The organism is Sphingomonas phyllosphaerae (assembly GCF_029623345.1).
In the GTDB taxonomy this organism is placed as follows: Bacteria; Pseudomonadota; Alphaproteobacteria; order Sphingomonadales; family Sphingomonadaceae; genus Sphingomonas; species Sphingomonas phyllosphaerae_C.
The window spans coordinates 1-22720 of record NZ_JAPYKH010000008.1 but is presented as its reverse complement, the minus strand read 5'-3'; the positions used below and the strand labels follow the sequence as shown (position 1 = coordinate 22720).

Sequence of the window (22720 nt, the reverse complement as noted above, 5' to 3'; positions counted from 1 at the left end):
AGCGAGCGGGAGGATCGATCACGACGCCACACCCTTTCCCCCGCCCCTTCCCGCGCCCATATCAGCGGCATGGCGATCCAGATCCGCACGTCCCTTGCCGAGCCGGAGACCGGCACCGACTTCGTCCCGCACCGTCCCAACCGCCCGCAGAAGGTCGAGGGCGGTCGTCGCTTCACCCTCGTCAGCGAGTATGAACCCTCGGGCGACCAGCCGACCGCGATCCGCGAGCTGGTCGATGCGGCGAAGGCGGGCGAGCGCGACCAGGTACTGCTCGGCGTCACCGGCTCGGGCAAGACCTTCACCATGGCGAAGGTGATCGAGGAGATGCAGCGCCCCGCGCTGATCCTCGCGCCCAACAAGATCCTGGCCGCACAGCTGTACGGCGAGTTCAAGAGCTTCTTCCCCGAAAACGCGGTCGAGTACTTCGTCAGCTACTACGATTATTACCAGCCCGAGGCGTACGTCCCGCGCTCCGACACGTACATCGAGAAAGAGAGCTCGATCAACGAGTCGATCGACCGGATGCGCCACTCGGCGACGAGGTCGTTGCTCGAACGCGACGACGTCATCATCGTCGCCTCTGTCTCGTGCCTCTACGGCATCGGCTCGGTCGAGACCTATTCGGCGATGATCTTCGATCTGAAGAAAGGCCAGAGCGTCGACCAGCGCGAGATCGTCCGCAAGCTGGTCGCGCTCCAGTACAAGCGTAACGACGCCGCGTTCCAGCGCGGCAACTTCCGCGTCAAGGGCGACACTCTCGAGGTCTTCCCGTCGCACTATGAGGACAGCGCCTGGCGCGTGTCCTTTTTCGGCGACGAGATCGAGGAGATCGTCGAGTTCGACCCCCTCACCGGCAAGAAGAACGCCTCGCTCAACTCGGTGCGGATCTACGCGAACTCGCACTATGTCACGCCCGGGCCGACGATGAAGCAGGCCGCGGAGGCGATCCGCCACGAGCTGAGCGAGCGGCTCAAGGAGCTGGAGATCGAGGGCAAGCTGCTCGAGCGCCAGCGGCTGGAGCAGCGCACCAACTTCGATCTCGAGATGATCGCGGCGACGGGCAGCTGCAACGGCATCGAGAATTACAGCCGCTTCCTCACCGGCCGCCTGCCCGGCGAGCCGCCGCCCACCTTGTTCGAGTATCTGCCCGAGAATGCGCTGCTCTTCGTCGATGAGAGCCATCAGACGATCGGCCAGATCAACGGCATGTCGCGCGGCGACCATCGCCGCAAGATCACGCTCGCCGAGTACGGCTTCCGCCTGCCCTCGGCGATCGACAACCGGCCGCTGCGCTTCAACGAATGGGACGCGATGCGTCCGCAGACCGTCTGCGTCTCGGCGACCCCGGGCAGCTGGGAAATGGAGCAGGCCAGCGGCGTCTTCGCCGAGCAGGTGATCCGCCCGACCGGGCTGATCGACCCGCCGGTCGAGATCAAGCCGGTCGAGGAGCAGGTGCAGGACTTGATCGTCGAGTGCCGCGCCACCACCGAGAAGGGCTATCGCACGCTCGTCACCACGCTGACCAAGCGGATGGCGGAGGACCTCACCGAGTTCATGCACGAGGCGGGGATCAAGGTCCGTTACATGCACTCGGACGTCGAGACGCTGGAACGTATCGAGCTGATCCGCGACCTTCGGCTCGGGGTCTATGACGTGCTCATCGGCATCAACCTGTTGCGCGAGGGGCTCGACATCCCCGAGTGCGGGCTGGTCGCGATCCTCGACGCCGATAAGGAAGGATTCCTGCGGTCCGAGACCTCGCTGATCCAGACGATCGGGCGCGCCGCGCGCAACGTCGACGGGCGCGTGATCCTCTACGCCGACCGGATCACCGGCAGCATGGAGCGCGCGATGAACGAGACCGCGCGCCGCCGCGAGAAGCAGGAGGCGTACAACCGCGAGCACGGCATCACGCCGACGACGATCCGCCGCAACATCGGCGACATCATCGCGCACGTCGCCTCAAAGGACCAGGTCACCGTCGAGATCGACGACGAGCGGCCGCACATGGTCGGCCACAACCTGCGCGCCTATATCGAGGAGCTCGAGAAGAAGATGCGCAAGGCCGCGTCGGACCTCGAGTTCGAGGAAGCCGGACGCTTGCGCGACGAGATCCGTCAGCTCGAGCAGGAGGAGCTCGGCCTGCCGGTCGAGCAGCACAAGGCACCGCTGATGGGTCGCTCGAACGAGGGCAAGCCGGGGACGCGCAAGACGCGCTTCGGCAAGACTCAGCGCAAGTTCGGGAAGAGGTGACGTTGTCTACGCTCTTCGCGCTAGCAAGACCGTCATCCCGGCCTTGAGGCGGGATCCATCGTGCCGCGTCTGGACCGGCCGCTGTTCTCGCGGAGACATGTATCTCCGCTCAGGGCCGGGATGACGCGAACCTTACGAGCGAGGCCGCCTTCGTCTCCCCTCACCCCGTGACGAAACAGGCCTCGCCCGCGACCTTGAGCCGGCCGCAGAGGTTCGCCGCATTGCCCGCGCTGCCGGCGTTGACGCGCAGCCGGTAGACGCTGCGCCCGTTGACCGTCGCCGGCTGCACCACCTTGCCCAGTGCGGCGACATAGCCGAAGCGCTTGGCGATCGCGCTCCAGGCGACGTTCGCCGCCGCCTCGGTCGGGAAGGCGCCGAGCTGGACCAATGCGCCGCCCGTCCCCGCCCCCGGCACGCGCGGCACCGGCGCGGCGACGGGTCGGGCCACGCGCAGCGGCGCCGCCGCCTGCGGCACCGCCGCGCTGACCGAGGGTGCGCCACCGCCATGTGTCGGTGTCGCGCTGGGCACAGCGCTCGGCCGCGCGATCGGCGCCTCGGGCACGGCGGAGAGATCGATCGCCGCCGCACCGTTGCTGCCCGCGCTCGCCGCGATCGCCGAATCGCCCTCGCCCTCCACCTTGAGCCCGCCGGGCTCGTCGGGGCGGATCTTGTAGTCGCCCGCGGGCGCGGCGATCAGCGCGCCCTCGCCGCTCGCGCCGCGCTGATAATGGTAGAGGCCGAACAGCACCGCGCCGAGCACCACCAGCCCCAGCAGCACGAGCAGCACGACCCGGCCGACCGGTGCGCCGTCGGGCTCGTCGGGCTCGACCGTCTCGAGCCAGGGCAGCCGGTCCTCGTCGCCGCGCGCGAACGACCCAGACCTCGACATCAGTGCATCTCCGTGACCGCCTCCACGCCCATGATGGCGAGGCCGTTGCGGATAATCTGGCCGATCGCGGCCGCCAAGGACAAGCGCGCGGCGGTGACCTGAGCATCCTCCGGGACGAGGAAGCGGCGCTCCGGCCGATCGTTGCCGACATTCCACAGCGCATGAAACTCGGCCGCCAGATCATAGAGATAGAAGGCGATGCGGTGCGGCTCGCGCGCCGCCGCGGCGGTCTCGACCACGCGCGGGAACTGCGCCGCGCGCTTCACCAGCGCCAGCTCCTCCGTATCAAGCCGGGACAGATCGGCCGCATTGCTGATCCCCGCCTCGGCCGCGCGACGGTGCAGCGAGTGCACCCGCGCGTGCGCATATTGCACGTAAAACACAGGATTTTCCTTCGACGCCTCGACCACCTTGGCGAAGTCGAAGTCCATCTGCGCGTCGGAACGGCGCGTCAGCATGGTGAAGCGCACCACGTCCTTGCCGACCTCGCGCACCACGTCGGCGAGCGTGACGAAATTGCCCGCGCGCTTCGACATCTTGACCGGCTCGCCGCCGCGCAGCAGCCGCACCATCTGCACCAGCTTGACGTCGAAGCGGGTCTTGCCCTCCGTCAGCGCCGCAACAGCGGCCTGGATGCGCTTGACCGTACCGGCGTGATCCGCGCCCCAGATGTCGATCAGCTGGTCGGCGTCCTGTGCCTTCTGGAAGTGATAGGCGAGATCGGCGCCGAAATAGGTCCAGCTGCCGTTCGACTTCTTGATCGGCCGGTCCTGGTCGTCCCCGAAGCGGCTCGAGCGGAACAGCGGCAGCTCGACCGGCTCCCAATCCTCCGGCGTCTCGCCCTTGGGCGCCTCGAGCACGCCGTCATAGACGAGGTCGCGCGCGCGCAGCCACGCCTCGGCGGCCTCGGGCTTGCCCGCCGCCTGCAGCTCCGCTTCGGACGAGAACAGGTCGTGGTGGATACCGAGCAGCGCGAGGTCCTCGCGGATCAGCACCAGCATCGCCGCCACTGCGCGCGCGCGGAACAACGCGAGCCACTCGCCCTCGGGCGCGGCGGCGTAGCGGTCGCCGAATTCGTCGGCGAGCGCGCGCCCGACCGGGACGAGATAGTCGCCCGGATACAGCCCCTCAGGCACCGCGCCGACCTCCTCGCCGAGCGCCTCGCGGTAGCGCAGGTGCGCCGAGCGCGCGAGCACGTCGACCTGCCCGCCCGCGTCGTTGACGTAATATTCGCGCACCACCTTGTGCCCGGCGAACTCGAGCAGACTGGCGAGCGCGTCGCCCACTACCGCGCCGCGGCAATGGCCCATGTGCATCGGGCCGGTCGGGTTGGCCGAGACATATTCGATGTTGACCGTGATGCCCTCGCCGCCGGTCGAGCGACCATAATCCGCCGCCGCCGCATGGATCGCGCCGATCTCGCCGCGCCACACGTCGTCGCGCAGACGCAGGTTGATGAAGCCGGGCCCGGCCACGCTCACCTCGGCCACGTCGGGCAGCGCGCGCAGCTCGCCCGCCAGCGCCTCGGCGAGCGCGCGCGGGTTGGTCGCGGCGGGCTTGGCGAGCACCATCGCGGCGTTGGTCGCGAGGTCGCCGTGGCTGGGATCGCGCGGCGGCTCGACCGTGACGTTGCGGCGATCGAGCCCGGCGGGCAGCGTGCCGGCGTCGGTGAGCGCGTCGAGCGCGGCGTCGAGGTGAGCGGCGAAGCGAGTAAAGAGCGTCATAGGCGCGGCGCCTTAGCCGATGCGCGGGGGTGACGCAAAAGCGCGAGGGGTGATGCACACCACGGGTGCAATCACTGCAATCACGTTTGCGAATCACTCAGTTGCGCATGTTGCGGTGCACCATTCATGCTGCGACGCATCAATCGGGCACTCGCCCCCCAGCCTGGAGCAATGTTCATGCGCACTGCCACGATCCTCGCCGCTGCTGCCGCCACGCTGACCGCCACCGCCGCGACTGCCGCCCCGGCCGAGCGCAGCTTCACCCGTGACGGCCACACCTATGTTTACACCACCAGCTCGCTCGACTCAGCGCGCACCGTCATCGAGGGCCGCGAGGTCGGCCGCGGTGGCCGCTTCCGCCTGGTCGTCAACGGCGACCGCGTCTCGGGCCAGGCGAACGGCGTGCCGGTCTCGTTCCGCGCCGCGCAGCCGCTGCCCACCAACGTCGCCGGCGCCGCCAACTGAGCGGCTAGCCGCTCGCCTCTCCGGCATGAGCGGCCTGTTATCTGTTGATCTCCCGACCGAGGCGGCGCGCTTTTCGCTGAGCGCGCCGCATTCGTTTACACCGTCCGTTCGTCCGCCAGCCCACATGGCGCCCCGGTTTCCACCTGCAGCGTCGCGTGCCCGATCCCGAAGCGCGCGTGCAGCATGTCCTGCGCGGAATGAAGAAAGCCGTCGCCCGGGTGACCGCCCGGCATGCAGAGATGCGCGGTCAGGCTCGGCTCGGTCGTCGACATCGGCCAGATATGCAGATCGTGGATTGCAGCCACGCCCGGCAAACCGGCGAGCGCGGCGCTGACCCCGTCATAGTCGATCCCGCGCGGTACCGCGGCCAGTGCCATCTCCACGGTCTCGCGCAGCAGTCCCCAGGTCTGCCAGAAGATCACCGCCGCGATGACCAGGCTCACCGCCGGATCGATCCAGCCGAAGCCGGTGTAGTAAAGCGCGATCCCCGCCATGACCACGCCCGCCGACACGACCGCGTCGGAGAGCATGTGGAGATAGGCGCCGCGGATGTTGACGTCGCCTTCGCGCCCGCGCGCGAACAGCCAGGCGGTGATCGCGTTGACCGCGATCCCGACGCCGGCGACGAGCGAGACGGTGAGCCCCGGCACCGGCTGAGGCGCGCCGAAGCGGTGCACCGCCTCCAGCGCGATCGCGCCGATCGCCACCAGCAGCAGCAGCGCGTTGGCGAGCGCGGCGAGGATGGTCGAGCCCTTCAGCCCGTAGGTGAAGCGCTTCGACGGCGCCGCCCGCGCCAGCGTCGCGCCGCCCCAGGCCACCGCCAAGCCGAGCACGTCGGAGAGATTGTGCCCGGCGTCGGCGAGCAGCGCCATCGACCCCAGGATCAGCCCGGCGCCACCCTCCGCGACGACATAGGCGAGGTTGAGTCCGATGCCGATCGCGAATGCTCGGTCCCAGCGCTCGGGCGGGGCGTGGTGATGGTGGCCGTGCGACTCGTGATCGTGGTGATGATGCGCGTGCGCGTGGTGGTGACCGTGGCCCATGCGGGGGCGTCTACCATCACGGGGGCAGCGCGCGCCAGCGGCGCGGTGATGCTCGGAGTCAAGATACCAGCAGGGCAACCGAACGTGGCTCAGCGACCGGATCCTCCCCGGCAGGGGTAGTTCAGCTTACCTCGCCACTCGACCCTCACGCCGTCTCGAGCAGCCGCTCCGCCTGGGCGCGCGCCTCGTCGGTCACGGTCGCGCCCGACAGCATGCGCGCGATCTCCTCGCGGCGCTCGGCCGCGTCGAGCGGCCGCACGCCGGTGCGCGTCACCACCCCGTCGCTCGACTTGGCGATCAGCCAATGCGTCGCGCCGCGCGCCGCCACCTGCGGGCTGTGCGTCACCACCAGCAGTTGGGTCGCCTGCGCCAGCCGCGCCAGCCGCTCGCCGATCGCGCTCGCCACCGCGCCGCCGACGCCGCGATCGATCTCGTCGAAGATCATCGTGGTGGCGCCACCCTCCTGCGCCAGCGCCACCTTGAGCGCCAGGATGAAGCGCGACAGCTCGCCGCCCGAGGCGATCTTGGCGAGCGCGGCGAACGGCGCGCCCGGGTTCGTCGCGATTTCGAATTCGACCCGGTCGCGCCCCGCCGCCGACCAGTCGCTCTCCGCCAGCGGCGCGACCACGGTGCGGAAGCGTGCGGCGTCGAGCTTCAGCGGCGCCAGTTCGTCCGCCACCGCGGCGTCGAGCCGGGTCGCCGCCGCGGCGCGCGTCGCGGTCAGCTCGGCGGCGGCGGCCTCGTAGCGAGCGCGCGCCGACGTCACCGCGCGCTCAAGGCCGGTCAGCCCTTCCTCCCCGGCATTGAGCCGCTCGAGCTGCGCCGCCAGATCGCCCGCCAGCGCGGCGAGTTCGTCGGGCTGGACGCGATGCTTGCGCGCCATCGCGCGAAGCTCGAACAGCCGCGCCTCGTCGTCCTCGAGCTGGCGCGGGTCGTACAACAAGGCCGCGGCGGCCTCGCGCAGCCGCTCCTCGGCGGCACTGCCCTCGATCAGCGCGCGATCGACCGCCGCCAGCGCGTCGGCGAGGGCGGGATGGTCCTCGGCGATCCGCTCGAGCACGCGCGCGGCCTGACGCAGATGGGTCAGCGCGCCGTCGCCGCCGTCGAGGTGATCGGTCACTGCGCCCAGGTCGTCCGCCACCTTCTCGGCACGCTGCATCGAGCGGCGCCGCTCGGCCAGAGTCTCCTCTTCGCCCGGCTCGGGCGCGAGCGCGACGAGCTCGGCGACGGAATATTCGAGCCACTCGCGGTCGCGCTGGGCCGCGGCGATGCCGTCGCGCGCCTCTTCCAGCGCGCGCTCGGCGGCGCGCCACGCTACGTGCGCCTCGGCCACTGCACGGGTATTGCCGCGGGCGTACGCGTCAAGCAGGGCGCGGTGCCCCGCCGCGGCGAGCAGCCCGCGATCGTCGTGCTGGCCGTGGATCTCGACCAGCAGCGCGCCGAGCTCGCGCAGCAGCGCCGCCGACGCGGGCTGGTCGTTGACGAAGGCACGGCTGCCGCCGTCGGCTTTGACGATGCGGCGGATGATCAGCGCTTCGCCGGGCTCGAGCTCCAGGCCGTTGTCGGCGAGCAGCGCCGTCGCCGCGGGCGGCGCGTCGAAGCTGGCGGTCACCACCGCCTGGCTCGCGCCGCTGCGCACCAGCCCGCTCTCGCCGCGGCGGCCGAGCGCCAACCCCAGCGCGTCGAGCAGGATCGACTTGCCCGCGCCGGTCTCGCCGGTGAGCACGCCGAGGCCGGCGCCGAACTCCAGTTCGAGCGCCTCGATCAGCACGACGTCACGGATGGATAGCGCGGTCAGCATCGGCCTGCGCTCCTTAGCGGCGAATCGTGCGCCTGTTTACCCCTTCTGTTCCGCGGCGACCGCTTATTGCGGCCCGCTCGGCGTGGTCGCGGGCGTATCGGTGACCGCACCGGGGGCGGTGCTGCCGGAGGGATTGTCGCCGCCGGTGGTGGTCGGCGTCGTCGGCGCGGGCGCCTCGGCACGGGGCGGCGCGGCGGTCGCCTCGCCCGGCACGCTCGGCCGAGTCGCCACCGGCACGACCAGCTCGCCCGGCGCGAGGGGCGTCAGCGGCTTGGCGGGATATTCCCGCATCAGCTTGAAGGCGCGCTGATACCATTCGCTGCCTGGGTAATTGGCGCCGAGCACCGCGGCGGCCTTCTCCGCCTCGGGACGGACGCCGAGCGCAAGATAGGTCTCGGTCAGCCGCATCAGCGCCTCGGGCGCGTGCGTGGTGGTCTGATATTCGTCGACGACACGGCGGAAGCGCAGCGTGGCGGAGAGCCACTGCCGGCGCCGCTCGTAGAAACGACCGATCTCCATCTCCTTGCCGGCGAGATGGTCGCGCACCAGGTCGATCTTGAGCCGCGCGTCGGCGGCGTAGCGCGTGTTGGGATAGCGCCGGGTCAGCTCGCCGAGCGCGTCCTGCGCCTGCGAGGTGATCTTCTGGTCGCGCGTCACGTCGTTGATCTGCTCGTAATAGCTCATCGCGACGAGGTAATAAGCGTACGGCGCGTCGCGGTTGCCGGGGTGGACCGAGAGGAAGCGCTGCGCGCCCTGGATCGCCTGGGTATAGTCGCGGTTGAGATAATAACTGAACGAACCCATCAGCTGCGCGCGTCGCGCCCAGACCGAGTAAGGGTGCTGCCGCTCGACCTCGTCGAACAGCGCCGCCGCCTCCTTGTATCGCCCCTGGTCGAGCCGCTGTTTGGCGGCGGAATAGAGCGTGCCGACGTCGCGCGCGACATAGGGCAGATCGGCCCGGTTGGATTTGCCCGCACAGCCGGCGACCGGCAGCGCCAGCGCGGCGACGAGCCCGAGCGCGAGCGGCCGGACGGAGGGGGAGCGGAAAAGGGGGGTACGCATCGACCCGGCTCTTAGCTTAAGGAGGTCGCGACGAACAACGGCTTTCACGCGGACGCAACACGCCGCGCGCACGATACGTTGTCGCCGCTCGATCTGCTCGCACCCAAGGAGTCCGCATGCCCGCCACCCTGCTCGCCACCAAGCGCGTCGAGAAGCCCTGGGGCCGGCATCACCTGTTTCCCGGTTTCCCCGATCCCGCGCCAGATGCCGAGCCGATCGGCGAGATCTGGTTCCAGTCGCCCCATCCGGAACAGTCGGAGCTGCTGATCAAATATCTCTTCACCAGCGAGAAACTGTCGGTGCAGGACCATCCTTCCGACGAGGAGGCGCAGAAGCGCGGCCTGCCGCGCGGCAAGGACGAGTGCTGGACCATCCTCGCCGCCGAACCCGACTCGACCATCGCGCTCGGCCCGCTCCAGCCGATCACGCGCGAGGAGCTTCGCGCCAGCGCCGAGGACGGCAGCCTGGAGCACAAGCTCGACTGGAAGCCGGTGAAAGCGGGCGACTTCTTCTACTCGCACTCGGGCGTGATCCACGCCATCGGCGCCGGCCTGACGCTGATCGAGGTGCAGCAGAACTCCGACACGACCTATCGCCTGTTCGATTACGGACGGCCGCGTGAGCTGCACCTCGACGACGGCGTCGTGGTCGCCGACCTCGAGCCCTATGTCGATTATCCCTCGCCCGGCGAGGTCGCGCCCGGGCGTACCATCCTGGTCGAGGGCCCCAAGTTCGTGCTGGAGCGCTGGACCGGCGGCGCCCGCGAGATCGCGCTGCCCGAGGGCACGACCGGCTGGCTCGTCCCGATCCGCGGCGAGGGCGTGGTCGCCGGTGTCGAGTGGAAGGCCGGCGAGTGCGTCACCGTTACGGGGCATGAGCAGCTGCACGCGTCGAATGACGCCGACCTGCTCTTCGCCTACCCCGGACAGCGACGGCTGTGAGGGCGCTTCAGGAGCGCCGCTAACATAGGCTAAGCTCCTGAACTTGATCCATAGTAAATCTTCTTCGCTCCATTCCCGCATCATTCATGTTAGCGATGTGCATCAGCCCGCGATCGCGGCACGAACACGGGGATGGACGCGATGGATCGCGCGGCGTCGCGTAGCCTGATGAGTTGTCTCGTCGACGAGCACATGCGAGTCGTTGACGCCGACGACGATTATGTCGCGATGCTGGGTTTCGGGCGTGACATGCTCGTCGGTCGCAGCGTCCTTGAATTCACGCACCAGGACGATCGCACCATCAATCGCCAGCGCTCGGACGCGCTGCTCGCCGGTGGCGAGCCTTATGCGATCACCAAAAGGTACATCGCTGCTGACGGTAGCGCTATCTGGGTGACCAACCACGTCAGCCTGTTCCACACCGGTACCAAGCTGCGCCAGCTCGCCACGGTCGAGGTGCTGGATGCCCCGCGGATCGAGGACCAGCGCCGGCTCCTTCGCGTCGCGGCCGAGCGAATCCTCGCCAAGCGGCGGCTGCGCTCGCATTTTTTCCAGGGCGAGATGTTCGGCGAGCCCGCCTTCGACCTGCTGCTCGATTTGTTCGTCCAGGAATTGGCGAATCGCCAGACCTACACCACCAGCGCGGCTCTCGCGTCGGGGGCGCCGCTCACCACCGCGCTGCGCCAGATCACGATGCTGGTCGAGCGCGGGCTGGTGTGCCGCGATGCCGATCCCGTCGACCGCCGCCGCGTGCTGCTGCGGCTCACGAGCGAGGGTAGCAAGCAGATGTGGGACTATCTCGCCGCGGCCGAGAAGATCTGAGCGTCGCGTCCGGCTCGGCTCGTCGCCGGGCCGGCGCGCTTTATCGCAGCACCGCTGGCGGCGTCATTGCCGGTTCAGCCGCCACCCGGTCTAGACGGCGCCCCGGCCCGGCGACGGGCCTCAGCCAGTCCGCCCGCCGCATCGCGGGCGGGGAGAAGTTCGCATGACCGACGTCCCTCGCCCGCGACCGGGACGCACGCTCGCCATCGCCCTTGCGCCGCTGGCGCTCGCCGTCGCGCTCGCCGCCGCGCCCGTGACGGCAGCGCGCGCGCAGGCGATCATGCCTGCTGCCAACCCGGAGGCCGACCGGCTTGCGGAGCTGGTGCGCCGCATCGGCGCCTCACCGCGCGACCTCTCCGCGCTGGTCGAGGCCGGCGAGCTGTCGTTCAGGCTGGGTGACGCCACCGCGGCCGCGGCGCTGTACAAGCGCGCCGAGGCGATCGATCCGCGCAACGCGCGCGTGAAAGGCGGGATCGCGCGGATCCTGGTCAACGGCGAGCGGCCCGGCGAGGCGCTGCGCTATTTCGACGAGGCGCAGCGCTACGGCGCGGCAATGGCACGCTACGCCGACGATCGCGGTCTCGCCTATGACCTCATCGGCGAGCAGGAGCGGGCCCAGCGCGACTATCGACTGGCGCTGGCGCAGGGTGGCGCGCAGGGCGACGAGCTCGACGAGATCCGCCGCCGGTACGCGCTGTCGCTCGGCATCTCGGGGCGGCAGCAGGAGGCATTGGCGGAAATTGACACGCTGCTGCGCCGCTCCGACCGCGGCGCATGGCGCGCGCGCGCGTTTATCCTTGCAATGGGCGGCGACGTCTCGGGGGCGAACCGCATCGCCACCGGGATGATGCCGCCGGGCATGGCGCAGGGGCTCGCCGCTTTCTTCCAGCGGCTGCCGACACTGAACGCCGCCGACCGCGCCTTCGCGGTGCATTTCGGCGAGGTGGCACCGACTCCGGCGCGGCTCGCCGACGCTCGCATGATGCCGGTGCTGCCCGTGCTCGGCGCCGACCCTTATGCGCCGCGCCGGGTCGAGGTCGCCACCGTGGCGCCCGCGCCGGTGGCGGAGAAGCCGCTGTCGCGCAGCGAGCAACGCCGCCGCCTGAAAGAAGCCGAGCGCCAGCGCCAGCTCGCCGCGCGGGCGGCGCCTGCCGGCCGGCAGATCGCCGCGCGGCCCGTGATACCCGCGACGCCGACGCCCCCGCAGCAAGTCGCCGCCGCGTCGCTGCGGTCGGTGCCAACGACCGCAACCGCGAGCACGACGCAGCTGGCCTCGGCGGCGCCCGCCAGCGCGGCGCGAGCGCCGATCGCGTCCGCGGCGCCGCTCAGCGCCGCCAGCGTCGCGCCCGCGATCGCGCGAACGCCCCCCGCCGCCGTGTCGAGCGTTTCGGCCGCCGCCACGCCGACGCCGAGCGCCTCGAACCCGACCGCTGGCGTGCAGGTCGCCGCGGCAGCGCCAACCTACGTACGACCCACGCCGACAATGGCACCCGCGGCGACCCGCGCCGTCGCCGCCGCGCCCTCGCCCATACCGGCGACGGCCGCCGCGCGTCCGACGCCCCCACGACCCGGCGAGGACTCGATCCTCGCGCGCATCGTCGCCGGCATTTCAGTGCCGGGCGCCGAGCTCGGTGTCGCGCCGATGCCGGGTACGCAGCGGGTCGTCGCGGTCGCGGCGCCGCCCGCCCCGACCGGCGCCTCGCTTGACGAAGCGGCGGAGGCGGCCGAGCGCAACGCTGCCACCGACGAGCAGAAGCGTCAGCGGCTCGCCGCGGCGAAGCGCGTGACCACGCGCGACGTCGCCGTCGAGGAGCCGGCCGGGCCGACGCGCGCGCGGAGCCGGCAGCTCGCCGCCGCCGATAAGCGCAAGCCGCAGGCTGTCGAGGAGGACGAGGCGCCGGTCGGCAAAAAGGGCGCGCGCAGCCGCGCCACGATCGACGACGAGCCGCCCGCCAAGGGGGTCGCCAAGAAGGGGACGAGCGAGAGGAAGCTCGCCGCCAAGAAGAACAGCGACGAGGACGAGGCACCGGTCGGCAAGCGCGGCAAGCGCGACACCAAGGACCCGGCCAAGGCGGCGGCGAAGGCCGAGCGCGAGGACACCGCACGAATCTGGGTCCAGGTCGCCGGCGGGGCCAACCCCGGCGATCTCGGCAAGGCGTGGAAGTCCGCGCAGGGCAAAGCGCCGGCGCTGGCGGGGAAGCGCGCCTATACGACGCCGATGCGCGCCACCAATCGCGTCGTCACGGGGCCGTTCAAGACCCAGGCGGAGGCACGCGCGATGGTCAACACGCTGGCCAAGCAGGGGCTCTCCGCCTTCACCTTCACCAGCGAGGCGGGCCAGAAGGTATCCCGGCTCGACGACCAGTGAGCGACTCCCCCCATCGCGCGCGCTGGGCGTCCGACCCGGCGTGCAGCCGCGGCCGGCTGCACCGCGAGGACTCGGGCGACCGCGGCCCGCGCGACGCCTTCCAGCGCGACCGTGACCGTATCATCCACTCGATCAGCTTCCGCCGGCTGCGCCATAAGACCCAGGTCTTCCTCGCACCCGACGGCGACCATTTCCGCGTGCGGCTGACTCACAGCCTGGAGGTGGCGCAGATCGGCCGCACGATCGCGCGCACGCTCGGGCTTAACGAGGACCTCACCGAGGCCTTGTGCCTCGCGCACGACATCGGCCACCCGCCATTCGGCCACGCCGGGGAGGACGCGCTACGCGCGGCGACGCACGCGCACGGCGGCTTCGACCATAACGGCCACACGCTGCGGACGCTGATGCGGATCGAGCGCCCCTATCCGCGCTGGCCCGGTCTCAATCTCACCTGGGAGACGCTCGAGGGGCTGGCCAAGCACAACGGACCGGTGCGCCGCCCCGGCTGGGCACTGGCCGAGGCGGACGCGGAAGCCGCGCTCGCGCTCGATTCATATGCCTCGCTCGAGGCGCAGGTCGCCGCGCTCGCCGACGACATCGCCTATGACAATCACGACATCGACGACGGGCTGCGCGCCGGTCTGCTCACGCTCGAGCAGATCATGGCGGTGCCGCTGGTCGCCGAGGGGTGGGACCGGGTCGCCGCTCGCTTCGCCGATGTGCCGCGCGCGCGCCTCGCCGGCGAGCTGATCCGCAGCCAGATCGGCGCGATGGTCAACGACCTCATCGCCGAGTCGCGGCATCGGATCGGTGCCGCCGGCGTGACGAACGTCGCGGAGGTCCGCGCCGCGGGGCAGGCGCTGATCGCCTTCTCGCCGGCGATGGCGACCGCCGAGCGCGAGCTGAAGCGCTTCATGTACGCCAACCTCTACCATCACCCGCGCCAGCTCGCCGCGGCGGGCGCGGCCGCGCAGGTGGTCGCGGGGCTGTTCGCGGCCTATCGCGACGATCCGGCGCGCTTGCCGGAGGAGTGGCGCGCGCGCCTTCCCGAGCACGAGCCCGGCATCACCCGCCACATCGCGGACTTCATCGCCGGCATGACCGACCGCTACGCGATCGCGCGCTACCGCGAGGTGGTCGGCGCGATCGACCTGCCCGAGGGCTTCTGAGCCGGGTCGGCCCCAGGTTGAGGCAGCCCTCTCCTCCCTGGTCGCGAGATCAGTTCAGATGCAGCGTCGTCGCCGCGCTGGCCGCGAGCCGGCGTGCGCCGCCGCTCACGCGACGCCAGCCGCGCCGCGGCATGGCGCGGTCGTAATAGCTCGACGAGCGAGCGACATGGTGGATCATGTCGCCGTAGCGCCGCCCGGCATGCGCGGCGACGTCGACCATGTTGATCACCGCGCCGGTAATCGAGCGGCCGAACACCTGCACCGCGACCCGCGCCGCCTCGGGATCGGTCTTGCCCCAGCGCAGCACCAGCAACGTCGAGTCGGCCACGTCGGCGAGCATCTTGGCATCGCGCACCGGCAGGATCGGCGGGGCGTTGAGGATGACGAGGCTATAGTGCTCGCGCAGCTGCGCGATCAGGCGCGGCAGTCGCGGCGAGCTCAGCAGCGCGCCGGGGTCGAGCGGCGCCTGCCCCGCGCCGAGCGAGGCGAACGGCTGCCCCTCGTGCGAGACGCTGAGCTGGTCGAACGAGGCGTCGCCCGCGAGATAGGCGACCACGCCGGTCTGCGGCACCTCGCCCGGCGCGGCGCTGCCGAGCGCGAGCTCGGGACGGCGCAGGTCGAAGTCGACCACCACCACACGCTGGTCGACGCGCGTCGCGGTGGCGGCGAGGCTCTTGGCGATCGTGTTCTTGCCCTCCGCCTCCAGCGGCGAGGTGATCACCACCACGTGCGACTGGCTGGTGCGGCGCCCCTCCAGCTCGATCAGCAGGTTGCGCATCGCCTCGGCGAAGCGCGAGCGCGGCCGCTGGTTGACGAGATCGTGGCTCGCCGCGCCCGAACCATCCTCCAGCCGCGTGTCGGGCACCATCGCCAGCGTGCGCACGCCGAGCAGCCGCTCGACCTGCTCGGCGGTGCGCAGCTTGATGTCCATCATCTCGACGACCAGCGCCAGCACCGCGCCGAGCGCTGCCGAGGCGAGCAGCGCGATGCCGAGCGCCTGCTTGGGCAGCGGCGAACTCGGCGAGTCCGGGATCGGCGCGCGCGACACCACCGCGATGTCCGCCTTGGTCTGCGGGTCGAGACTGAGCTTGCCGTTGAGCAGCGCCGCCACGGAGCTGTACAGCGCGTTGGCGGTCTCCGCCCGGCGCTCCAGCTCGCGCAGCTGCACCGCGGCAGCGCCCTGCGCCAGCGCGGCGCCGCGGATGCCGGACGCGCTCGCCGCCATCGCCGCGGCGCGCGCCTGACTCGCTCCCGCCTGCGCGGCGAGGTCGGTGCGGATGCGTGCGCTCTCCTGATCGATCCGTGTGTGCAGCGCGGCGATCTCGGCGTTGACCTTGGCGACCTCGGGATAGCCCGGCCCGTAGAAGCCGGTGAGCTCGCTCTGGCGCCGCGCCAGCGTTGCCTCCTGCTCGCGCAGGCCAGCAAGCAGCGGCGAGGTGGCCGAGCCCCCCGCCAGCGCACGGCGCGCCTCGGCGATACCGTCGGCCCGCGTCTGGCCGACCAGCCCGGCGAGCTGCGACGCGCTCGCCGCAGCGCCGAGCTCGGGCTGCGACACGAGCAGGCCGTGCGACTTGCGGAAAGCGGCCACCTCGCGGTCCGCCGCCACCGCGGCGTCGCGCGACTGCGCCAGGCGCGCGCTGAGATCATCGATCGTGGCGACGCGCGAGTCAGTCGACTCCGCCATCTGCGACTTGATGTAGGTGTCCGCGACCCGATTGGCGATCTGCGCGGCCTTGCGCGGGTCGGCGGAGGAAGCGGTGATGTTGATCATGCTCGATCGCGCGACGCGGCTGACGTCGAGGCGCTCGATCAGCCGGTCGACCACCGCCTCGTTGCGCGCGCGCTCGATCGCCTTGGGCGTGACCGCGGCGGTGACGCTCGGCGGGTTGAGCCAGCCGAGCAGCCGGTCGAGCAGGCCCGGGCGGGCGTCGCGCGGCGGCGCGAACTCGGGATCATCCGCCAGGCGCAGCGTCGCGGCCACCTCGCGCGCCAGGTTGCGCGACTGGAGCAGCTCGACCTTGGTTTCGATCGCGGTCTCCTGGCTGGGGCTCACGATCGCGGTCGGCAAGGCGGCGACATTGGTATTGGCGTCGTCGGGCTTGACGATGATCGTCGCGGTCGCACTATACACCGGCGTAGTCCGCAGCACGACGAACAGCGCCGCCGCGACGCCGAGCAGCACCACCAGCGCGATCAGCGCGGCGCGCCGGTAAAGAATGCGCACGATGGAGGCGACGTTGAGATACCCTGACCGGGTACCGGGATGCGCCGCGCGCGGATCCGTCCAGTCGCGCTCGCTCCAGCTCCTCTCGCCCCCACTTCCCTCGCCAGAGTCGATCTCGCCGTGACGCATCATCGCCGGCGCCGGGCCGGGCGTGCTGAGTTCGCGCATCGGAGCCCCCTTCGGCTTTTTAGAGCTGCATCTCGTGTGTCGGCGCGCGATCGCGCGCGCGCGGTTCGGCCGCCGCGGCGATGCGCGGTGACACCGCGCCGTCGCTCGGCTGCGCCAGCCCGCGGCTGAGCGCCCAGACCGCAGCCTGGGTGCGGTTCAGCACGTGCAGCTTGCGCAGGATCGACTTGACGTGGACCTTGACGGTCGCCTCGGTGATCGAGAGCCGCCGCGAGATCACCTTGTTGGGCTCGCCCTGGATGAGCCCTTGCAGGATCTCGAGCTCGCGCTCGGACACGTTGACGTCGCCCAGGTCGATCTCGGGCTCCACCGTGCCCGCTTCCAGCCGCAGCGAGGCAAGCTCATTGACCACCTGCGACGGCACCAGCTTCTCGCCCAGCACGATCAGCTTGAGCATCTCGGTCAATCCCGCGACCGATGTCTCGATGCTGAGGTAACCGTCCGCCCCCGCCTGGATCGCCTCCGCCACGGCGGCGCTTTCGCAGGCCCGCGCCATCACCGCGAGGCGAACCTGCGGCCAGCGCGCGCGCGCCTCGCGGCACATCCCCGTCGCCTCGCCAGGCGGTGCGCGCAGCAGCACCAGATCGGGCACGGCGGCATCGCACGCTGCCGCGCAGCTGCGTGCCACAGCGATCACGTCGAACCGCTCTCCCCCGAGCAGTCGACGCAGTCCCTCGCCCTCGATCTCATTCGGCGACACAATCAACAGGCCGATCCGTCCGCTCATTTGCTCCCCCCACGAGCCGATCGTCCAGTGTCTCCCGCACCGCCCCCACGATCGATGTGTGCAATGTCACGCCCTGCCGACGTAATATAATTCGAGGGCGAACAAGTGAACGGCGGCAAAGTTACAATTGACCCAAATCAGGACAGGCGGAGTAATCCCATGACCGTTTCGGAGGCGGTATGGACAATCGCTTGTTACACACACATGTTAGCTCTCGGAGTAGCAAGTCTCTTCATAGATGATCTGGGTCACCACTTTGATTAAGGTGGTACTCCGTAAGTGGTAGAAATTTGCTCGACCGCATTAATGCAGGGCGCGTGATCCACCGGCGGTCGATCGGGGCACCGGCTCGGTCTGACCCCGCAGCAGCGATCGGCCGGATTGCGCGAGCCGGCAGATGAACCAGCATCTCGCGTGAAATAAGGTGGCGAAGGCGAGTCCCTCGTCGCCGGCGAGATAGCCGAACGCCTCGGCGATCACCCAGCGCGCCGCGCGCCGATCCAGCGACGACTCGCGTCGGACGATCGCGATCGTCCACTCGCCGGCGCGAACGATCATCGTCCGGGGTGCCCCCGGGGCGACGCCGCGAGACGGATCGAAGCAAATGATCATTCGCCGAGACCCGCGTCGTACCTTGCGGCGAGGGCGGCGCTTCGCCGTGCCGCAGCGGGGTGGGATCGCCGCTGCGGATGCGGCTCGATCGGTCGTAGGAAGCGTGGCGCGCGCATGTCCCGTCGCGTTCTGGTGAGACGAGGGCGAAGGCTGCGCCGCACGTCGGCGAGCGTCAACGGCTACGAGCGATTAACCCTTCGGGACGCGCGAACCCGTCAGACGAGGATGCCGGCGAGCCCGTCGAGCGAGTAGGGCTTACGCAACAGCGCGAAGCCATGATCCTGCTCGGCGGCCAAAGCGTGGCTGTAGCCGGTGGTCAGAATCACGGGCAGCGCGGGCCAGCGTGCCCGAACCGCGCGCGCCAGATCGAGCCCGCTCATGCCCGGCATGATCACGTCGGTGAAGACGAGATCGAACTCGTCGTGCGCGCGTTCGAGCAGCTCGAGTGCCGCCCCCCCGTTCAAGCTCCAGGTGACGGTCTGGCCGAGCTCCTCGAGCAGCCCGCGCGCGAACTGCCCGACCGCCTCATTGTCCTCCACCAGCAGGACCCGACGCAACGGGAGCGGCCGCGTGTCGATCCGTGACGGTGACGCAGCGACCGGAACGACACCACGGGCGAGCGGAAGATAGAGCGTGAAGGCCGTTCCGATCCCGAGCTCGCTGTGGACGTCGATCTCGCCCCCGCTCTGCTTGGCGAAACCATGCACCTGGCTGAGCCCCAGTCCGGTCCCCTGATTGACCTCCTTGGTCGTGAAAAAGGGCTCGAAGATCTTTTCCAGCACATCGGGCGCTATGCCGCTGCCGGTGTCGCTGACGCGCAGAGCGACGAAACGCCCCTCGGCACCGCCGTGACCACGCACCGCGGGCAGGCCGTCGACGATCGCCGGTAGGAGCGACAGCGTCCCGCCGCTGGGCATGGCGTCACGCGCGTTGATGACGAGGTTGAGCACCGCACTCTCGAACTGGTTGCGGTCGGCGTTGACGATGGCACCCGCGAGCGCGGCGGGTTGTGAGTTGAAAGGGAATCGGCTTTCCTACCAGATGGACGCCGCCAACGGACGGCAGGCCCTATTGGAATCGCTGCTCGATGAGGCCGAAGGCGCAGACATCCTGATGGTCAAGCCATGCCTTCCCTATCTGGACGTGCTCACACGCTTGCGGGACCGTACGCTGTTGCCCCTCGCCTGCTATCAGGTCGGCGGCGAGTACGCGATGATCAGGTTCGCGGCGGAAGCCAATGCCATTGACGAGGGTGAGACGGTCCGTGAAAGCCTGCTGGCAATGAAGCGGGCCGGAGCGGATCTGATCGTGAGCTACTATGCCCGCCGTGCCTTGCGGGAGAGATGGCTGAACGCTCCTTGAGCAGTTCTGACGTTGCCGCGCCCCGGCAAGCACAAGCGAAGACGCAAGGTCTGGCAGATGTCATGCAGTGTCGCTGGCGTGGCTCTCGTGCTGTGCGGCCGACCGTTGCATTGCATCCAGACAATGTCTCACAGGCTCGCTTTCAGGTCGCTGAGAGTCACGACCAGCATCATTGGATCGAGGGGCGACGGTTCGAAGCCAATCCGCTCGTAGAAGGCTTTGGCGTCCAGCGAAAGCGCATGCACTAGGATCCCGCGAATCCCGATCGTATCGGCAGCCTGAATGACGCGCTGGCCCGCATCCCTGACGAGGTAGCGGCCAAGTCCCTTGCCCTGCTCCGACCGATCGACGGCAAGCCGACCGAGAACGACTAAAGGAATCGGGTCCGGCATGTTGCGCCGGAAGCGGCCCGGCGCGGCATCCATGGCGACTGCACTCGATGCCAGAGCGTAATAGGCCAGGACCCGCCGGCCCTGACAGGCGACGAAAGTGCGCGACGCACCGGTCGCCTGATTCTTCAGGGCGCGTCGCTTCAACCATCGATCCAGACCGTCCACCCCTGATGCGAAGCTTTCGACGTCATGGTCAGCCGTCAGCGGCTCCGGCGCCGAGACCGTCATGCCTTCTCCCAGGGAGCCGGCGTCTGCATCGTCCTGCGAAGGCGCTCATTCGGCTGCGGCGGCATGTCCAGACGGGCCAGGAACGCCGCATAGGCTTCCGGACTGGCGGAGATGATCGTCTGGTCCAGCAAGGCTTCCTCAGCCGCCTGGCGTGCGGCGTCGAGCACGAAGTCGGTACGATTCTTCCCCCGCGCCTTGGCGGCGCGGTCGATGAGACTCCGCTCTTCGGGCTTGATGCGGAGGTTGAGGGTCTCGCGCTTGCCGGAGACTGTGTTCGGTGTGGGCATGGTTCGACCTTTTTGCTCGCAAATATGCCCACGATGCCGTAGTGTCAATGTCACTACGATCCTTCAACGGCAGCGATGGGGACGGATGGCAAATTATAAGAGCAGCATCCGACATCGACCAGCGGCGGAAGGAGCCCGCCCGGCCAGAGGACCGCTCACAAAATTTTTTTAGACTACATTCTGCTGCGCTATCGCCACGCCGCGCTTTCCGCAGCACGATAAAGCCCTTCATACTACGCTATAATGCATTGAGATGCTTGAGATGATGCTCTTGATTGCTGGAGATTTCGGCTCATCATCGTCGTCGCGCGCCATTCTGCGCGTGGAAACGGCGGTCGAACCTTGCCAAGGCAGCGAAACATCACGGCCGATACTGTCCGCCTGGTCTCGGAACGGCCTGGAACTGCGCCTGCGCCCGCGGTATCGCTTGCGTCCGATCCCCGCCTCGTCGCCCTCGTCCGGCTCCTCGCCCGACAGGCGGCGCGGGAATTCGTCAACGCCGAGACGGTCAGCCGGACGCGCGACCGCCTCATCGATTGAGGTGGTCGCCGCATGAAGGTCGCGCTCTACGCTCGCTACTCGTCCGACAACCAGCGCGACGCCTCGATCGAGGACCAGCTCCGGCTCTGCCGGGCCCGCGCCGAGCGCGAAGGCTGGACGGTGATCGACAGCTACACCGACCGCGCGATCTGCGGCGCGTCGTTGCTGCGGCCGGACATGCAGGAGTTGATCGCAGACGGCTTGCGGAAGCGCTTCGACCTGATCCTGACCGAATCGCTCGACCGGCTGTCACGCGACCAGGAGGACATCGCCGGCCTGTACAAGCGCATGCGCTTCGCCGGCATCGCGATCGTCACCCTGTCCGAAGGCGAGGTGAGCGAATTGCACATCGGCCTCAAAGGCACGATGGGCGCGCTCTACCTCAAGGATCTGGCCGACAAGATCCGCCGCGGCCTACGCGGCCGGGTCGAGGACGGCAAGTCCGGCGGCGGCCTGTGTTTCGGCTACGATGTGGTGAAGACCTTCGATGCCCAGGGTCAGCCGATCCGCGGCGACCGGACGATCAATCAGGCCGAGGCTGCCGTCGTCCGTCGGATCTTCAAGGACTATCTCGCCGGCAAGTCGTCGCGCACGATCGCGTTCGAGCTGAACCGCGAAAGCGTGCCCGGGCCGCAGGGTTCGCAATGGGGACCGTCTACCATCCACGGCAATCCGAAGCGTGGCGTCGGCATCCTCAACAACGAACTCTATATCGGCCGGCTGGTGTGGAACCGGCTCCGCTACGTGAAGGACCCCGACACGGGCAAGCGCGTGTCGCGGCTCAACCCGGAGAGCGAGTGGATCGTGCAGGACGTGCCGGCCTATCGCATTGTCGATCAGGAGACATGGGAAACAGTGAAGGCTCGGCAGAGGTCTCTCGTCTACGAGCCGGACGAACTGGGTGCAAACCCGCTCAACGAACGGCGCCGGCCGAAGCACCTGCTTGCCGGCCCGGTAAAGTGTGGTTGCTGCGGTGGCGGCTACGCGATGATCTCGAAGGACCTGCTCGGTTGCGCCACGGCGCGCAACAAGGGGACCTGCGACAACCGCGTCAACATCCGCCGCGACGCGCTGGAAGCGTCGATCCTGAGCCGGCTGCGCATGCACCTGATGGAGCCGGAGCTATTCCGCGAGTTCTGTGCCGAATTCACTCGCGCGGTGAACCGGCTGCGGATCGAGCGTGGCGCCGACCTCGGCGCCAAGCGCCGCGAGCTGGAGCGCACCGATCGTGAACTGGACAAGGCCATCGATGCGATCGTGGCCGGCATTCCGCCCCTCAAGCTCAAGGCGAAGATCGAAACTCTGGAGGGCCGGAAGGCCGAACTGACGGCGTTCCTTGCGGATGCGCAGGAGCCCCCGCCCCTGCTGCATCCGAACATGGCGGAACTGTACCGGCAGCGGGTGGCGAAGCTCTACGACAGCCTCCGAACGGAAGACGGTCGCGCAGAGGCTGCGGAACTGTTCCGCACGCTCGTCGATCAGGTGACGCTCGTCCCCGAGAACGGCGAGCTGCGCATCGTGCTGCGGGGCGACCTCGCCGGCATCCTGCGGTTTGCTGCAAACAAGAAAAACCCCGGCTTCCTGTCGGAGGCCGGGGTTTTGAATGGCTTGCTATCGCAAGGATC

The 22720-nt window shown here is 69.4% G+C and carries 19 protein-coding genes; 8 read left to right on the top strand and 11 right to left on the bottom strand.

The features are described from left to right. Nucleotides 1-69 precede the first annotated feature (69 nt). On the top strand, nucleotides 70-2253 hold the full coding sequence (gene uvrB, locus QBJ89_RS09775; protein ID WP_277980330.1) for an excinuclease ABC subunit UvrB: 2184 nt from the start codon (nucleotides 70-72) through the stop codon (nucleotides 2251-2253). Nucleotides 2254-2413: 160 nt separating this feature from the next. Here the strand turns inward: uvrB and QBJ89_RS09770 are convergent, their stop codons facing one another. Together QBJ89_RS09770 and argS are read right to left on the bottom strand one after the other, a co-directional pair. After that, a complete protein-coding gene (locus tag QBJ89_RS09770; RefSeq protein WP_277980329.1) occupies nucleotides 2414-3142 on the bottom strand; it encodes an SPOR domain-containing protein in 729 nt (242 codons plus the stop codon). Next, entirely contained in the window at nucleotides 3142-4866 is a 1725-nt protein-coding gene (gene argS / locus QBJ89_RS09765) for an arginine--tRNA ligase (protein WP_277980328.1), read from the bottom strand. Before argS ends, QBJ89_RS09770 begins: the two co-directional genes overlap by 1 nt. A 177-nt stretch (nucleotides 4867-5043) precedes the next feature. Here argS and QBJ89_RS09760 point away from each other — a divergent pair, with 177 nt between their 5' ends. Then, nucleotides 5044-5331, top strand: coding sequence for a hypothetical protein (locus QBJ89_RS09760; RefSeq protein ID WP_277980327.1), 288 nt, complete (start codon nucleotides 5044-5046; stop codon nucleotides 5329-5331). Between the two features lie 95 nt (nucleotides 5332-5426). On the opposite strand, the gene QBJ89_RS09755 is transcribed toward QBJ89_RS09760, so the two are convergent. From QBJ89_RS09755 to QBJ89_RS09745, 3 genes are all read right to left on the bottom strand, one after another. Beyond that, nucleotides 5427-6374: a cation diffusion facilitator family transporter gene (locus QBJ89_RS09755; RefSeq protein WP_277980326.1), complete on the bottom strand. Its 948-nt coding sequence runs from the start codon at nucleotides 6372-6374 to the stop codon at nucleotides 5427-5429. 145 nt (nucleotides 6375-6519) lie between these two features. After that, complete coding sequence (gene recN / locus QBJ89_RS09750) at nucleotides 6520-8175, bottom strand: DNA repair protein RecN (protein WP_277980325.1); 1656 nt, start codon at nucleotides 8173-8175, stop codon at nucleotides 6520-6522. 63 nt (nucleotides 8176-8238) lie between these two features. After that, nucleotides 8239-9237 carry an outer membrane protein assembly factor BamD gene (locus tag QBJ89_RS09745; protein ID WP_277980324.1) on the bottom strand — a complete coding sequence of 333 codons (999 nt, stop codon included), beginning with the start codon at nucleotides 9235-9237 and terminating at the stop codon, nucleotides 8239-8241. A 116-nt stretch (nucleotides 9238-9353) separates the two neighbouring features. Between QBJ89_RS09745 and QBJ89_RS09740 the strand changes: the two genes are divergently transcribed. The 4 genes from QBJ89_RS09740 (at nucleotide 9354) to QBJ89_RS09725 (ending at nucleotide 14537) form a co-directional block, all read left to right on the top strand. After that, nucleotides 9354-10178, top strand: a complete 825-nt coding sequence (locus QBJ89_RS09740) for a class I mannose-6-phosphate isomerase (protein WP_277980323.1) — start codon at nucleotides 9354-9356, stop codon at nucleotides 10176-10178. Nucleotides 10179-10346: 168 nt separating this feature from the next. Beyond that, nucleotides 10347-11000, top strand: coding sequence for a PAS domain S-box protein (locus tag QBJ89_RS09735; RefSeq protein WP_277980322.1), 654 nt, complete (start codon nucleotides 10347-10349; stop codon nucleotides 10998-11000). 163 nt (nucleotides 11001-11163) lie between these two features. Continuing rightward, nucleotides 11164-13368 (top strand): SPOR domain-containing protein, encoded by a 2205-nt coding sequence (locus tag QBJ89_RS09730; protein WP_277980321.1) that lies wholly within the window; start codon nucleotides 11164-11166, stop codon nucleotides 13366-13368. Then, on the top strand, nucleotides 13365-14537 hold the full coding sequence (locus tag QBJ89_RS09725; protein WP_277980320.1) for a deoxyguanosinetriphosphate triphosphohydrolase: 1173 nt from the start codon (nucleotides 13365-13367) through the stop codon (nucleotides 14535-14537). The genes QBJ89_RS09730 and QBJ89_RS09725 overlap by 4 nt, the downstream gene beginning before the upstream one ends. A 49-nt stretch (nucleotides 14538-14586) precedes the next feature. Here QBJ89_RS09725 and QBJ89_RS09720 read toward each other — a convergent pair whose 3' ends face one another. The 4 genes from QBJ89_RS09720 to QBJ89_RS09705 form a co-directional block, all read right to left on the bottom strand. After that, a complete protein-coding gene (locus QBJ89_RS09720; RefSeq protein ID WP_277980319.1) occupies nucleotides 14587-16929 on the bottom strand; it encodes a GumC family protein in 2343 nt (780 codons plus the stop codon). 19 nt (nucleotides 16930-16948) lie between these two features. Then, nucleotides 16949-17674 carry a LuxR C-terminal-related transcriptional regulator gene (locus tag QBJ89_RS09715; protein WP_277980318.1) on the bottom strand — a complete coding sequence of 242 codons (726 nt, stop codon included), beginning with the start codon at nucleotides 17672-17674 and terminating at the stop codon, nucleotides 16949-16951. A gap of 303 nt (nucleotides 17675-17977) precedes the next feature. Further along, the gene (locus QBJ89_RS09710; protein WP_277980317.1) at nucleotides 17978-18232 is read right to left on the bottom strand and encodes a hypothetical protein; all 255 of its coding nucleotides are present in this window, start codon (nucleotides 18230-18232) and stop codon (nucleotides 17978-17980) included. Between the two features lie 269 nt (nucleotides 18233-18501). Further along, complete coding sequence (locus QBJ89_RS09705; protein ID WP_277980441.1) at nucleotides 18502-19272, bottom strand: ATP-binding protein; 771 nt, start codon at nucleotides 19270-19272, stop codon at nucleotides 18502-18504. Here QBJ89_RS09705 and QBJ89_RS09700 point away from each other — a divergent pair. Continuing rightward, nucleotides 19271-19648 (top strand): hypothetical protein, encoded by a 378-nt coding sequence (locus QBJ89_RS09700; RefSeq protein ID WP_277980316.1) that lies wholly within the window; start codon nucleotides 19271-19273, stop codon nucleotides 19646-19648. The genes QBJ89_RS09705 and QBJ89_RS09700 overlap by 2 nt on opposite strands. Before the next feature lie 128 nt (nucleotides 19649-19776). Here QBJ89_RS09700 and QBJ89_RS09695 read toward each other — a convergent pair whose 3' ends face one another. Continuing rightward, on the bottom strand, nucleotides 19777-20268 hold the full coding sequence (locus QBJ89_RS09695) for a GNAT family N-acetyltransferase (protein WP_277980315.1): 492 nt from the start codon (nucleotides 20266-20268) through the stop codon (nucleotides 19777-19779). Next, nucleotides 20265-20555: a DUF1778 domain-containing protein gene (locus QBJ89_RS09690; RefSeq protein WP_277980314.1), complete on the bottom strand. Its 291-nt coding sequence runs from the start codon at nucleotides 20553-20555 to the stop codon at nucleotides 20265-20267. The genes QBJ89_RS09695 and QBJ89_RS09690 overlap by 4 nt, the downstream gene beginning before the upstream one ends. 552 nt (nucleotides 20556-21107) lie before the next feature. On the opposite strand from QBJ89_RS09690, the gene QBJ89_RS09685 reads away from it, so the two are divergent. After that, the coding region (locus QBJ89_RS09685; protein ID WP_277980313.1) for a recombinase family protein at nucleotides 21108-22720 on the top strand (1613 nt) is incomplete at its 3' end.

Coding starts and splice junctions, on each gene's coding strand:
- QBJ89_RS09735 (WP_277980322.1), top strand. CDS start 10,347: ATGAGTTGTCTCGTCGACGAGCACATGCGAGTCGTTGACGCCGACGAC.
- QBJ89_RS09745 (WP_277980324.1), bottom strand. CDS start 9,237: ATGCGTACCCCCCTTTTCCGCTCCCCCTCCGTCCGGCCGCTCGCGCTC.
- QBJ89_RS09715 (WP_277980318.1), bottom strand. CDS start 17,674: ATGAGCGGACGGATCGGCCTGTTGATTGTGTCGCCGAATGAGATCGAG.
- QBJ89_RS09740 (WP_277980323.1), top strand. CDS start 9,354: ATGCCCGCCACCCTGCTCGCCACCAAGCGCGTCGAGAAGCCCTGGGGC.
- uvrB (WP_277980330.1), top strand. CDS start 70: ATGGCGATCCAGATCCGCACGTCCCTTGCCGAGCCGGAGACCGGCACC.
- QBJ89_RS09730 (WP_277980321.1), top strand. CDS start 11,164: ATGACCGACGTCCCTCGCCCGCGACCGGGACGCACGCTCGCCATCGCC.
- recN (WP_277980325.1), bottom strand. CDS start 8,175: ATGCTGACCGCGCTATCCATCCGTGACGTCGTGCTGATCGAGGCGCTC.
- QBJ89_RS09690 (WP_277980314.1), bottom strand. CDS start 20,555: ATGCCCACACCGAACACAGTCTCCGGCAAGCGCGAGACCCTCAACCTC.
- QBJ89_RS09695 (WP_277980315.1), bottom strand. CDS start 20,268: ATGACGGTCTCGGCGCCGGAGCCGCTGACGGCTGACCATGACGTCGAA.
- QBJ89_RS09720 (WP_277980319.1), bottom strand. CDS start 16,929: ATGCGCGAACTCAGCACGCCCGGCCCGGCGCCGGCGATGATGCGTCAC.
- argS (WP_277980328.1), bottom strand. CDS start 4,866: ATGACGCTCTTTACTCGCTTCGCCGCTCACCTCGACGCCGCGCTCGAC.
- QBJ89_RS09700 (WP_277980316.1), top strand. CDS start 19,271: ATGGCACCCGCGAGCGCGGCGGGTTGTGAGTTGAAAGGGAATCGGCTT.
- QBJ89_RS09710 (WP_277980317.1), bottom strand. CDS start 18,232: ATGATCGTTCGCGCCGGCGAGTGGACGATCGCGATCGTCCGACGCGAG.
- QBJ89_RS09760 (WP_277980327.1), top strand. CDS start 5,044: ATGCGCACTGCCACGATCCTCGCCGCTGCTGCCGCCACGCTGACCGCC.
- QBJ89_RS09755 (WP_277980326.1), bottom strand. CDS start 6,374: ATGGGCCACGGTCACCACCACGCGCACGCGCATCATCACCACGATCAC.
- QBJ89_RS09770 (WP_277980329.1), bottom strand. CDS start 3,142: ATGTCGAGGTCTGGGTCGTTCGCGCGCGGCGACGAGGACCGGCTGCCC.